This window comes from Francisella uliginis, assembly GCF_001895265.1.
In the GTDB taxonomy this organism is placed as follows: domain Bacteria; phylum Pseudomonadota; class Gammaproteobacteria; order Francisellales; family Francisellaceae; genus Francisella; species Francisella uliginis.
The window spans coordinates 1,832,993-1,845,249 of record NZ_CP016796.1 but is presented as its reverse complement, the minus strand read 5'-3'; the positions used below and the strand labels follow the sequence as shown (position 1 = coordinate 1,845,249).

Genomic DNA, 12,257 nt, shown 5'->3' with positions numbered 1-12,257 from the left:
TTCTATGTGAATGATTATATTACATATGCTGAATATAACAAACTTAGAAAATCATCCGTTGCTATCTTTTTTATTTTATTAAAATACTTTAGAATATCATGTAGCTATTTTTATGAATTGATTTGCATTTGAAAGGAGAAAATAGAAATGAATTATTTAGACTTTGAGTCAAAAATTAAAGAAGTTGAAGATAAGATTACATCTTTGTCACATGTTTTTGAGGATGAAAAGACAGAAGGCGAGCTTAAAAAACTAAATAAAAAGAGACTTGAGTTGATGGAATCAACTTACGCTAAACTTACGGATTGGCAAGTAGTACAATTATCACGTCATCCTGATAGACCTTATTTTAAAGATCTTTTACCATTAGTTTTCACTGATTTTCAAGAGCTTCATGGTGATAGAGCTTTTGGTGATGATTTAGCTGTTATTGGTGGTCTTGCAAAGCTAAACAATGTCCCTGTAATGGTTATAGGCCAAGAAAAAGGTCGCGATACTAAGAGTAAAATTAAGCATAACTTTGGTATGATGCATCCTGAAGGGTATCGTAAAGCCCTACGTTTAATGAAGTTAGCAGAGAAGTTTAATATGCCTGTTATAACTTTCATTGACACTCCAGGCGCTTATCCAGGTATCAAAGCTGAAGAGCGTGGTCAAAGTGAAGCTATTGCTAGAAACCTTTTTGAAATGAGTGCATTGAAGGTTCCTGTAATTTGTACAGTAATTGGTGAAGGTTGTTCTGGTGGTGCTTTAGGTATAGGCGTTGGTGATAAGCTACTTATGCTTCAATATAGCTATTTTGCGACAATTTCTCCTGAGGGTTGTGCTTCAATTTTACATAAAACAGCCGAGAAAGCTTCTGAAGTTACACAAATGATGAATATAACTTCTGATCGCTTAAAAGAGCTTGAAATAGTTGATGATATTATTCCTGAGCCTTTAGGTGGAGCTCATAGAGATTATGATTCAACAGCTACAAACATAAGAAAAGCCCTGGCTGCCGAGTTAAAGGAGTTGTCAGCTATGTCTGTTGAGCAGAGAAACTCAAAAAGATACGATAAGCTAATGTCTTTCGGTCGATTTAAAGAGGCCTAATCTATAAGCTAAAATGATTTATGAATTTACAAGCAGTAAAATCACAAGCAGGATTTGGTATAGTAGAATCAATGCTTGCTGCAATGATTTTATTGTTTGTACTCTCTTCAGGTTTTCTTCTTTTAAATAGTGTCTTAGTTAATATAACTCTTGAAAATAAAAAAGATGAGATTGCTACAATTCTTGATGAAAGAGTAAATATTTATCGCCTTACAGGTGTTTTTGATGATTCTAAAACTAAAGATGGTATAGAATTTAAGAAAACAGTGGTGCTAGAAGTAGAAAAACAAGCAAAGCCAGTAGAAGAGAAAAAGTCTGTGGATAGATTTAATTCTTATAGTATTGCAGATATCAAAAAATTAGCTGAAAAAGCCGATAAAAAAGCACAAAAGAAAGCTGCAAATAATGTTAAAGTAATCTATAAATTAATTAATATAGCTGCTTTTGATGATACTATGGGAGTCGCTGATAGAGTCAAAATTATACAGCGAGAGGTAAAGCAAAGTGATAGTCAGAAAAAGCAATAAAGTATCTGGCTTTACCCTGCCAGAGCTAATGGTATCAATGGTTATAGCAGCAATAGTGATGTCTATGGCTCTAGGTATTTATATCAATATGAAGCAACAATATTCAAAGCTTAATGAAAAACATAGAATAAATTCTGACCAGTTAATGGTAAAGCAAATATTTTATAATTCTATAGGTCATGCAGGCTATATCACAAAATATGGAGATTTGCACCAACAGTTTGTGGATAACTCCGGGGATAACCTTGGAGATATTTTTGGGAAAATGGGGATTATTACTATAGGTAAGGCTCCCATTGAGGGAGTTTCGAGTCTACCTGAAGGTATGACCTTGTCTTTTGATGCTTGTAAACAACGAGAAAGTGATCAAGAAGATTTGAAGAGTATGGGTCTTGATAAAGAGATACATTGTGTTGAACCTGATACAGACTATCTTGTAATCCAAAGAAGTAGTTTAAATTCGAGTTTAAAGACTAACTCATCGAATAATATCTTTAAGGTTAATAACTTTCAAAAAAATATATCACCAGAAAGAGATATATCAATAGATGATTATTTAGTTTTATGTAACGCTTTTGAGTGTGATCTTGTCAAAGCAGGAGCTGTAACCGGAGATTTTGTCTCAACAACTACCCGTATAGAAAACAAATTTAAAGTTGGTGATTATGTAGGTAAGTATGTTTTAGAAATTTTCTTTGTTGCTGCTAATGGGGAAAAAGATAAAGATGGAAAAGAGCTCTACTCGTTATATGAGTATATAAAGCAAAACTCAAATGACTCATCAATGTATGAATTAATAAATAATGTTAGTGATTTGAAAATTGAATATGTCTTAAACTCTGATGTTCATAGAGGTAGTACTGAGCTAAATTGGCAACAAATAAAAAAAGAATCTATCAATGTAAGAAGTGATACAATTGCGGCATTAAAGATTTCTTTTAAAGTTTCTGGTCAACCGACTAGTAAAATATTTTTAGTAGGAGATGCATAGGTGCAAAAGCTACATAAAAGTTTAAACTCTAAAAGATCAGGTTCGGCATTATTAATGGCATTGATATTCTCATTTGTTGTTATGGTAATGTTAACAGGTCTTTTATATTCATTTAAAATGGGTTTGCTTACTACCAAAAGTATTATTAAAAACAGTAATGAGAAGGTGCTTGGTGAGACTTATATACTTAATGCTAAGGATGATATAGACTTTACCAAATCAAATGAGTTTGTAATAGGGGATAGCAAATTTGAAGTAGTTGTTAATGGTGATGATATATCATCCTTTTTCCCTAAAGGTAATAATGCGGAACTTTTTCAATCACAAGAATATAATAGTTATAAAGCTATATATAAATCATTGAATTTAGGAGCTGCTGTAGATTTAAAAGAAAGAATTATTTATAACGCGTTAAGCGCTAATCTTTATCAAAATTTTGGTGGAGAGTTTATAGCAATAAATGTGCCAATGATAAATACAGCAGCTATCACTGATTATAGAGCAAGAACGTATCGTTTAACTAATGATGGGACTATGGAGGATACAGCTAAAGGCTTTATTGGTTTCATTCAAAAGCAAAATAAACAGATAAATATATTTACTGAAAAAGCTAAAGTTGGTGTTCCTATTCCAGATTCTATGGGCGTTAATTACAAGGTTAAAGTTGGTTGGAATTTAGAAAAAGGTGAGTGGACTTTATATCTGCTTTTATATGATACTGATAAGCTATTTACTACGCACTTTCCATTGAATGATATTTTAAATGAAGATGTTAAAGGATTAGCCCCAGATAATGAAGAGTTAGGTAATGATATAGGTCAGTGGAAGGCTGTTATTCAAAAAGGTAGTAGAGGATCATCAGGAGGTCAGTTTCTTAAAGATAATATCTTTGATGTTGCATGGTATTTTGATGAAAATGATGAACCTCCTCAATTGATGTTAGTTCGAAAAGCGGATAAAAAGAAGGGTAATAGAGAAGTGCTGGAGGTTTATTCTTCAAAGTATTCAAGAACAAATGAAAACTATACCCTTAAGTTGGTAGATACATTAGCATTTAAGGCAAAATTAAGCGATAAAAATATTAAGCTTTTAGTACCAGATACTGCTAATAATCTTAATGCAAATATGATTCTTATCTTTCATCCTAATAGCCAAAGTAAAAGCCTTATGGGAGTAAGTGATTTTAACTACAATGGTGATCATAGGGTTGGTAAAAGCTTAGATACTTATATTGATGGTGAGACATTTGGTAATCCTGTTATAATCTCAAAAGATGAAGACTCTATGTATATTATAACATTTGAGCCAACTAAGATTCATAGGTATGAATATGTCAAAGGTTATGGAGGCTTTGAGACTCTTGATTATGGTTCGAATGGTTTAGAAAAAGAGTTTGATTTTGGAGGTAGTAATAATATGGTCGTAAATACCACAAAATCAGAAAATAATGAACAATCTGGCGATATAATTCAATTGGTTGTGCCAAAATTTGGTTATTTATTTGTCTTTACAAATAGCAAAGTGATGCAGTTAAACTACGACTTAGATATACTTCAAGAAGTTAATATTAGTAGTTTTGAGGCTCCTCAAATTCTAGCTGATTTTGATGCTGTCAAAAATACTGTAAATAGAATATATATTCAATCGAACGCCTTAATTTCAAAAGTGCAAGAAATCAGAGATGCTCTTGGGGATGAAGATGAACCTGAAGATGAGAATGAAATAAAAGATCAATTCCAAACTCAAGCTAATAGTTTTTCAGATACTGATGAAGCAGACGATGAAGAAGATGAAAATGTTGTTGGAGAACCTGTATATTTGGATAGCAGATATCTTTATCCATTAGGAATAGTTAAAAAGGTAATATTATGAGTATATTAGATAATGTAAATACTGAAAGAAGAAATAAAAAAAGTTTTAATCTTGACTCGATGCCTATTTCAGAGTCTATTAGTTTAATGATAGACGAAGAATATAATGTTATAGAAGCTCTAAAAGAGCAGCATGCTAATATCGTAGAGGTGATTACAGAAACTTCACAAACTTTGAAGAATGGTGGAAGGATAATATATGTAGGCGCTGGAACAAGTGGGCGACTAGGCATATTAGATGCTGTGGAATGCCCGCCGACATTTAGTGTTGATTATAATACTGTTGTTGGCCTTATAGCTGGTGGAGAAAAGGCTTTTATTGAGGCTCAAGAGGGTGCTGAAGATGCTCCTGAATTTGGAAAAAACGATCTAAAACAGATAGGTTTAACAAATAACGATATTGTTATTGGAATAGCTGCTAGTGGTAGAACCCCTTATGTAATAGGAGCATTAGAGTATGCTAATGCCATTGGAGCTCAAACAGTCGCAATTAGTTGTACAAAACAGGCAAAGATATCACAATATGCTAAACTTCATATAGAAGCTGTACCTGGCCCAGAAGTTTTGACTGGCTCAACAAGACTAAAAGCTGGAACAACACAAAAGCTTATTTTAAACATGATATCAACGTTATCTATGGTATCTGTAGGAAAGGTTTATCAAAATCTAATGGTGGATGTTAAGTCGACAAATGAAAAATTAGTTGAGCGTTCAAAAAAAATTATATGTGAAGCTACAGGTGTTGATTATGATATAGCTCAAGATTTTTATAATAAAGCTAATAAATCGGTTAAATTAGCAATAGTTATGATATTAAATGATTGTGATTATAATCAAGCTTTGGCAATATTAAAGAATAACAAAAATTTTATAAAAAGCTAAGATGAGAGTATTAGTATTATTTATAAGTATTTTAATTAGTTTGAATGCATATTCTTCTGTTTACCAAACCGAAGAGGGAGGTGTTCCAGATTTTTCTAATATTAAGTCAAAAGACTCTAAAAAACTTAATATGCAGAATGATCCTATATCTGTTGTAAGTATGAGTAATGTTTCAAAAAACTTATATAAAAGATATAGCTATAATCAACAACGTCCTGATTATTATGTGCCAAGAGGACAAGATACTCTTCAATCGTCTTTCCCAGAGCAGTATACAGATAATTATTATGATTTTTATGGTCGTAATCATCATTATGAGAGCCTGATGTCATCGACAGAAAGCTTCCAAAACTATGCGTATAATGGCGCAAATAATTCAAGATTACGAACTAATTACTAATTAAAGTTTATTTTATCTCAAGCCTTGAGTTCTTATTAGTTTTTTATAAAAGAGGTTGTATGAAAAAAATATTTTTATATGTGATTATATCTTTATTTCTTCTACTATTATTAGTTTTTATATTAATGTATTTCGAGGCAGGAAATAGTCGTTACGAAAAACGACAATGTGAAGTTATAGCTAAAAATATGAATACAGTTTCAAAATATGAGGATGGAATCTGTTTCTTAAAAATGAATGATATTTATATTCCTAAGGATATGATAAAAGAGATGTTTCTATAATAGTGGATTTATCAGAGATCTATTAGTTTAATGGCTTAAAAATTCTATTCTTATCTCGGTCGATAATTATATTTAAATGTTTTATAGTTTAGATATATCCGTTTATTTTAAATGAGATGTTGTGATTAATAGGTGTAATAATCATCTTATTCAGATATTCTAAATATAGGTTTTTTACATAAAGGTAAAGTTATGAAAAAAATATTTTTATATACAGCTGGTCTTGCTTTAGCTATTTCAAGTTTTGCAGGTGAGTGTCATCCACAAATAAATTCCAATGAGCAAAATTTTGTAGTTGGCTATGGAAGTTTAATGAATGATTCATCAAGGATGAGAACTAATCCAAAAGCTAAAAATGTTTATCCAGTAGAAGTTAAAAATTTTGAGAGAGTTTGGGGGCTAAGAGCTGGAGGGTCTTATAGAACAACTGCTCTTTTAGTTGTACCAAAGCAAGGAGCGCACTTAAATGCAGTTTATTATCCAGTTAATTCAGATGGGATGAAGTCAGCAGATAGTAGAGAAGTACACTATTGTAGATATAAAATCCCAACAAGTGATATACAATCATTGGGTCTAAAAAATCTACAAGAAGGTACTTACTGGATATATGCACAGCAACCAAATGCGATTAAAAAGCCTAGTCAAGAATTCCCTATTATTCAGTCATATGTTGATTTATTTATAACAGGCTGCATGCAAATACAAGATCGTTACTTGATAAAAGGTTTTGTTAAGGAGTGTATTGAGACTACTAAAGATTGGAATAATAATGCTTGGATTAATGATAGAGTTAATCCACGTAGACCAACTGATTCAACACCAGGGGCGATTCAGGTTGATAATTACCTAGTAAAATATCTTGGTAAAGCATACTATAATCATAAGTATGAGTAGGAAAGAATGATTTTGTCTACTTGTTTGCAGTATTAGCAGGTTTTTTAGTAAGATTGTGAGGGTAGATTGTATTTACAACTATTTTTAGAGTCGACCCTTGAGCTAATATTGAAAGGATTACAACAGTGTAAGTAATACTCACAATAACATGTCCCTCATCTGGTAGTGAAAGTGCTAATGCAAGAGAGATTCCTCCTCTTACCCCAGACCATGCAACTAGTAGATTATCTTTTGCTGAGCCTCTGGTTAGTTTTTTATCAATAGCTGTGATTGGTATTGATATACTAATTAGTCGTGCAAAAGTTACGATAAATATGCCAGCAACACCAACCCAGAAAGCTCCCATATTAAACGGAATACTAGTTAATTCTAAACCGATAAGTATAAATAAAAATGAGTTAAGCATATTATCGATAACCATCCAAAAATTGTCTACCTTATCAACTTGTTCAGGATAGTTCTTTTTACAATCAGATAGGTTATTGCCAATATATAAACCTGCAACAACCATGGCAATTGGTCCTGAGACATGCAAGCTGTGTGCTATTACATATCCCATGCTAGCTACAGCAAGAGTAACAAAGATAGATGTCTCTGAATCTCTATTAGTTTTTAAGAAAATAAGGGCAACTTTAGCGAAGATATATCCAAGAAGAATACCTCCACCAGCTTCGGTAGCAATCTGCTTAGTAATTAGCCAGATATAAGTATTAATGCTATTATTACCACTTAGGGTATGACCAAACTCACCGCCACTACCAAAGAAGAAAATATTCGAAAGTACAACAAAAAGTACAATACCAGTAGCATCATTAAATAACGATTCTCCAACCACACGAGTCTTTATGCGTTTTGGTATTGATTTGTTACCAGCTAATGTACTAATTACCGCTATTGGGTCAGTTGGTGATATCAATGCACCGAAAACTAAACAGTATCCAAAGCTTATATCAAAATTAACAAGCAAGCAGAATCCATATATTAAAACTGCCGTAGTAAGAGCAGATAGAAGTAAACCTATGCTTGCTAAACCAAAGACTGCTTTAAGCTCTTTTTTAAGATCAATCATATTAAAGTGTAGTGCATTGGCAAATAGTAAGAATGATAGCATTCCATCTAAAACTGTTGATTTAAAATCAAAACTTGATAGCGCAACTACAAGAAAGTTTGTATCACTTAAAAACGATGCACATAGTGCGGAAAATGTTATAGAAAGAATTGTTAAGCCAATGGCTTTAGGCAGTTTTAAAAACTTAGTATTAATATAGCTCATTAACGCTGCTACAACAGTTAATAAACTAAATAAAAAATATTCACTCATAATAAATGTCCTCTATAGACCACAGCTATATTCCCAGCTGCATGCCTTTGATAGCTCTTCTAAAATATTATTTTGTATAAAAAAATCATCTTTTAAGTTATTAAACTGATGATTATTAAACATAAAACTATTTGTCTTATTTTCTAGTTCAGTTACTTTTTTAATATCTTGCTTTGATATTTCTATAAACTCATTTTGTGTCATGTGAATGCAAGGTTGGCACTCTAAGCTATGATTAACAGGTTTAAATGGTAAGCGTTTGGTTAGTTTTAATATCTCATTATATCGTTTATCTAGAAGAGGGTAGATTAAAGCTCTATAATCATATTTTTCTTCTTCATCAAGATTTTTTAATAATTGTGATACTTTTGATAGGTCTTTACGATGGCTTAGTAGAATGTTTGCTTCACCATTAGGATCAAGTTCATCAATTTTATTTAACAAAGTTATACCTTTTAAGAATCCTGCACACCAACTAAATTGTTGTGATGGAAATTGCTTTCGTGCTAAAACTAGCTCCTGGAAAGTGTTTTCAGACTTTAGATGAAAATATTTTATATTTTCTTCTTTGAGCCAACTAAAAACCTTATTTAAATATTTATTCCAATTATCTGAAGCAAAACCAGTATCGACAGATAGAACGCAAAAGTTATCTGCTAAGTTCTGTTTTGCCCAACATATAAGCCCTAAAGAATGTATGCTGTAGTTAGCAATAACTATATTATCTAACTTTTGCATTGTAACCTACATCCCTATGATATCTTTGATTTCTTTAAGTTTATTAATAGCAGAAGGACGAACTTTTGCTGCGCCTTGAGAAAGTATATCATCAACAATTTTAGGGTTGTTTATATAGTATTCGTATTTTTGACGCGCTTCAGTTAAGTATTCATTTACTTTTTCAAAAAGAATTTGTTTAGCATCTCCCCAGCCAAGACCACCAGTTAGGTATTTATCTCTTAATGAAGCTATCTCGACATCTGTGGCAATACTTTTATATATTGAAAAAACTGTACAATTATTTGGATCTTTCTTTTCCTCAGGTAATTGAGAGTTTGTGATAATTTTCATTATTTGTTTTCTCAATTTCTTCTCTGTTGAGAAGATGGGAATAGTATTATCATAGCTTTTTGACATTTTACGACCATCTAAGCCTAATATCGTTTGGCTATCTTCATTCGTAAGAGCTTGAGGTGCCTTAAGAGCAGGCTTTTTATAAATATGGTTAAAACGATTTGCTATGTCTCTTGCAATTTCAATATGTTGGATTTGATCTTTACCTACAGGTACTAGGTCTGCATCAAACATTAATATATCAGCGGCCATAAGAACAGGGTAGTTAAAAAGCCCCATGGTTATGCCTTTATCTGGATCAACGTTTTCTTCTTGTAAGTTCTGGTCAACTAAAGCCTTATATGCATGAGCACGGTTTAGTAGTCCCTTTGCTGTTGTAGTACTAATTATCCATGTCAGCTCCATGATTTCAGGAATATCTGATTGACGATAAAAAGCAGCTTTTGCTGGGTCAAGTCCAAGAGCAAGCCAAGAAGATGCAATTTCATATATATATTGCTGGCGTAATTTCTTGTCCCATAATTTGATTAAAGAGTGCTGATCAGCAATAAAATATAGACATTTAAAATCTTCATTTTTAACCATGTCAATTGCTGGTTTAATTGCACCAATATAGTTTCCTAGATGAGGTGTTCCCGAAGGGGTAACTCCTGTTAAAATTATTTTTTGCGACATTTCAAGATTCCGTATTATAAAAAGAAAATATTAAAAATTTATCCAAATAAAATTTTATCACATTAAGAATCTTTTAATAAGAGAATTTATGAAAAAAGTGGAGCGGGAAACGAGGCTCGAACTCGCGACCCCAACCTTGGCAAGGTTGTGCTCTACCACTGAGCTATTCCCGCTTGAAACTATGGCACACCCAAAGGGATTCGAACCCCTAACCGCTCGGTTCGTAGCCGAGTACTCTATCCAGTTGAGCTATGGGTGCAAAAGTGAGATGTATTATAAATGCTTGTTATTAATTAGTCAAGTTAGTTATGTCATTAATTGTTTCAATTAACTTATTTTCTAACTCTTGATCACTTAAGTTTGTATTATCAATTACAAAGTCAGCAATCTTTTCTCTTTCAGTATCAGATATTTGAAGATTTATAAATGCAACAGCTTGCTGTCTATCTTTACCATCACGCTCCATAAGCCTTCTAATTCTAGTTTCAAGATCTGCCTTGATAACTATTACTTTCTTTAGATAGTCATAATGACGGATGTTATATGGGCCTAAAAGAGGTATATCTACTATAGTCATAGATGTTTCAGATTCTCTAACTTGTTTTTTTATCTCTCTGTTGATGACAGGATGTAGATAATCTTCTAACCATTTTTTAGCTTCCTTAGATTCAGTAATGATAGCACGTAACATTGCTCTATTTATTTGCTTATTTACGACTATATCACTGCCAAATTTCTCAGATATTTTTTTTATTACAGATGCTTTTTTAGTAATCTCTCGGCTTATGGTATCAGCACACACTACATTTAAATCCATCTTTTCTTTTAAAATTTTTGTAGCTGTTGATTTACCGCTAGCTATGCCGCCCGTTATACCAATAGGAAAAGTTTTTATTACACTCATTACATTAATAACTTAAGTAAACAAATTATCTGAGGACAAATTTTAATATTTTTTTTAGAAAAAGTCACATTTTTTTGATTAAAAACGATTTTAACTCTAAAATACAGCTAAATTTTTAGTTAATTAATAGAATATTTTGACATTAAAAAAGGTTATTTCAGATAAAATTAGACAAGCTAAGCAGATTTCATTTAGAGATTTTATGCAATTGGCTCTTTATTATCCAGAGTTAGGTTACTACTCTGGATCAAAAGACAAAATCTCATCTCAAGGAGATTTTATTACAGCAACAACACAAAGCTCACTTTTTGCCAGAACATTTGCAAGACAGTTTGCTCTAGTGTTATCTGAGCTTGGTGATAATACCTATATTATAGAGTTTGGAGCTGGTAATGGTAAGTTTGCTGCTGATTGTATGGATGAGTTAGAAAAGCTAGGGCAGTTGCCTAGTCAATATATAATTATTGAACTAAGTAATGACTTAAAGTTGAGACAACAGGAGTATATTAAGAAAAATATACCTAATTTATACGATAGGTTTAATTGGTTGTCTGAATTACCTAAGCAAAAAATAAAGGCAGTAATTTTTGCTAATGAAGTTTTAGATGCAATGCCTGTAGATGTTTTTAAATCAAATGAAGGTCATCTTTTTCAGCAAGGAGTTGCACTTAATGGTAATGATGATTTTGAATTTGTAAATATGTCGAAAAATGATAGTCGCTTTAATTCAGAAATTAGTAGGATTTTAAATGATGGTGTGACCTTTGAAGATGATTATACTAGTGAGGTTAATACATGGATACGGCCATGGGTTAAGGCATTAAAAGATAGCTTATCTCAGGGTATAGTTTTCTTATGTGATTACGGCTATCACCGCGCAGAGTACTATTCTAAAGAAAGAACTATGGGAACTTTGGCCTGTTATTATCAGCATAAATTTAATTTTGATCCATTTATTAATATTGGCGAACAAGATATCACTGCACATGTTGATTTTACAACTGTTGCTGAGGTTGCAACTGAAGAGGGCTTTCAACTTGATGGCTATATGACTCAGGCAAATTTTTTAAAAAGAGCAGGTATATCAGAGGTTTTCACTGAGCTTTCTAAGAGCTTAACTCCAAAAGAGCAGTTAAGGTATAGCAGCGACATGAAGGAGCTTTTATTGAATGATAAGCTTGCAGAAGTGTTTAAAGTTATAGGGTTTTCTTTAAACTTTGATTTTGTTATGGATGCTTTTGATAATAATGATAATATTGACTATATGCTGTAGTAAGATCTAAATATCTAAAATACTGAATAATTTCTTGTCTAGTTTATGTTAAAATTATTTTTAGAT

The 12,257-nt window shown here is 32.0% G+C and carries 13 protein-coding genes and 2 tRNA genes; 9 read left to right on the top strand and 6 right to left on the bottom strand.

Annotated elements, in window-relative coordinates; all coding sequences use genetic code 11:
* Nucleotides 1-147 precede the first annotated feature (147 nt).
* The 8 genes from F7310_RS08545 (at nt 148) to F7310_RS08510 (ending at nt 6,944) form a co-directional block, all read left to right on the top strand.
* Nucleotides 148-1,095 (top strand): acetyl-CoA carboxylase carboxyltransferase subunit alpha, encoded by a 948-nt coding sequence (locus tag F7310_RS08545; protein WP_072713183.1) that lies wholly within the window; start codon nt 148-150, stop codon nt 1,093-1,095.
* 20 nt (nt 1,096-1,115) lie between these two features.
* Nucleotides 1,116-1,622 (top strand): pilus assembly protein, encoded by a 507-nt coding sequence (locus tag F7310_RS08540; protein ID WP_072713182.1) that lies wholly within the window; start codon nt 1,116-1,118, stop codon nt 1,620-1,622.
* On the top strand, nt 1,600-2,613 hold the full coding sequence (locus F7310_RS08535) for a PilW family protein (RefSeq protein ID WP_072713181.1): 1,014 nt from the start codon (nt 1,600-1,602) through the stop codon (nt 2,611-2,613). Before F7310_RS08540 ends, F7310_RS08535 begins: the two co-directional genes overlap by 23 nt.
* 54 nt (nt 2,614-2,667) lie before the next feature.
* Nucleotides 2,668-4,485: a hypothetical protein gene (locus tag F7310_RS08530; RefSeq protein ID WP_072713565.1), complete on the top strand. Its 1,818-nt coding sequence runs from the start codon at nt 2,668-2,670 to the stop codon at nt 4,483-4,485.
* Entirely contained in the window at nt 4,482-5,366 is an 885-nt protein-coding gene (gene murQ / locus F7310_RS08525) for an N-acetylmuramic acid 6-phosphate etherase (protein WP_072713180.1), read from the top strand. Before F7310_RS08530 ends, murQ begins: the two co-directional genes overlap by 4 nt.
* A gap of 1 nt (nt 5,367) precedes the next feature.
* On the top strand, nt 5,368-5,766 hold the full coding sequence (locus tag F7310_RS08520) for a hypothetical protein (protein ID WP_072713179.1): 399 nt from the start codon (nt 5,368-5,370) through the stop codon (nt 5,764-5,766).
* Nucleotides 5,767-5,825: 59 nt separating this feature from the next.
* A complete protein-coding gene (locus tag F7310_RS08515) occupies nt 5,826-6,050 on the top strand; it encodes a hypothetical protein (protein ID WP_072713178.1) in 225 nt (74 codons plus the stop codon).
* Between the two features lie 192 nt (nt 6,051-6,242).
* The gene (locus tag F7310_RS08510) at nt 6,243-6,944 is read left to right on the top strand and encodes a gamma-glutamylcyclotransferase family protein (RefSeq protein ID WP_072713177.1); all 702 of its coding nucleotides are present in this window, start codon (nt 6,243-6,245) and stop codon (nt 6,942-6,944) included.
* Between the two features lie 16 nt (nt 6,945-6,960).
* Here the strand turns inward: F7310_RS08510 and F7310_RS08505 are convergent, their stop codons facing one another.
* The 6 genes from F7310_RS08505 to coaE form a co-directional block, all read right to left on the bottom strand.
* Nucleotides 6,961-8,265, bottom strand: a complete 1,305-nt coding sequence (locus tag F7310_RS08505) for a cation:proton antiporter (protein WP_072713176.1) — start codon at nt 8,263-8,265, stop codon at nt 6,961-6,963.
* 12 nt (nt 8,266-8,277) lie between these two features.
* Complete coding sequence (locus F7310_RS08500) at nt 8,278-9,003, bottom strand: hypothetical protein (RefSeq protein WP_072713175.1); 726 nt, start codon at nt 9,001-9,003, stop codon at nt 8,278-8,280.
* A 6-nt stretch (nt 9,004-9,009) separates the two neighbouring features.
* Complete coding sequence (gene trpS / locus F7310_RS08495; RefSeq protein ID WP_072713174.1) at nt 9,010-10,014, bottom strand: tryptophan--tRNA ligase; 1,005 nt, start codon at nt 10,012-10,014, stop codon at nt 9,010-9,012.
* Nucleotides 10,015-10,112: 98 nt separating this feature from the next.
* Nucleotides 10,113-10,187, bottom strand: a tRNA-Gly gene (locus tag F7310_RS08490).
* Between the two features lie 9 nt (nt 10,188-10,196).
* Nucleotides 10,197-10,273, bottom strand: a tRNA-Arg gene (locus F7310_RS08485).
* 30 nt (nt 10,274-10,303) lie between these two features.
* Complete coding sequence (gene coaE, locus F7310_RS08480; protein WP_072713173.1) at nt 10,304-10,918, bottom strand: dephospho-CoA kinase; 615 nt, start codon at nt 10,916-10,918, stop codon at nt 10,304-10,306.
* A gap of 136 nt (nt 10,919-11,054) precedes the next feature.
* Here coaE and F7310_RS08475 point away from each other — a divergent pair, with 136 nt between their 5' ends.
* Nucleotides 11,055-12,191 (top strand): class I SAM-dependent methyltransferase, encoded by a 1,137-nt coding sequence (locus tag F7310_RS08475; protein WP_072713172.1) that lies wholly within the window; start codon nt 11,055-11,057, stop codon nt 12,189-12,191.
* Nucleotides 12,192-12,257 lie beyond the last annotated feature (66 nt).

Bases quoted from the DNA above. Each gene is read 5' to 3' on its own strand.
- F7310_RS08545 (WP_072713183.1), top strand. From the start codon at position 148: ATGAATTATTTAGACTTTGAGTCAAAAATTAAAGAAGTTGAAGATAAG.
- F7310_RS08540 (WP_072713182.1), top strand. From the start codon at position 1,116: ATGAATTTACAAGCAGTAAAATCACAAGCAGGATTTGGTATAGTAGAA.
- F7310_RS08530 (WP_072713565.1), top strand. From the start codon at position 2,668: ATGGCATTGATATTCTCATTTGTTGTTATGGTAATGTTAACAGGTCTT.
- murQ (WP_072713180.1), top strand. From the start codon at position 4,482: ATGAGTATATTAGATAATGTAAATACTGAAAGAAGAAATAAAAAAAGT.
- F7310_RS08520 (WP_072713179.1), top strand. From the start codon at position 5,368: ATGAGAGTATTAGTATTATTTATAAGTATTTTAATTAGTTTGAATGCA.
- F7310_RS08515 (WP_072713178.1), top strand. From the start codon at position 5,826: ATGAAAAAAATATTTTTATATGTGATTATATCTTTATTTCTTCTACTA.
- F7310_RS08510 (WP_072713177.1), top strand. From the start codon at position 6,243: ATGAAAAAAATATTTTTATATACAGCTGGTCTTGCTTTAGCTATTTCA.
- F7310_RS08505 (WP_072713176.1), bottom strand. From the start codon at position 8,265: ATGAGTGAATATTTTTTATTTAGTTTATTAACTGTTGTAGCAGCGTTA.
- F7310_RS08500 (WP_072713175.1), bottom strand. From the start codon at position 9,003: ATGCAAAAGTTAGATAATATAGTTATTGCTAACTACAGCATACATTCT.
- trpS (WP_072713174.1), bottom strand. From the start codon at position 10,014: ATGTCGCAAAAAATAATTTTAACAGGAGTTACCCCTTCGGGAACACCT.
- coaE (WP_072713173.1), bottom strand. From the start codon at position 10,918: ATGAGTGTAATAAAAACTTTTCCTATTGGTATAACGGGCGGCATAGCT.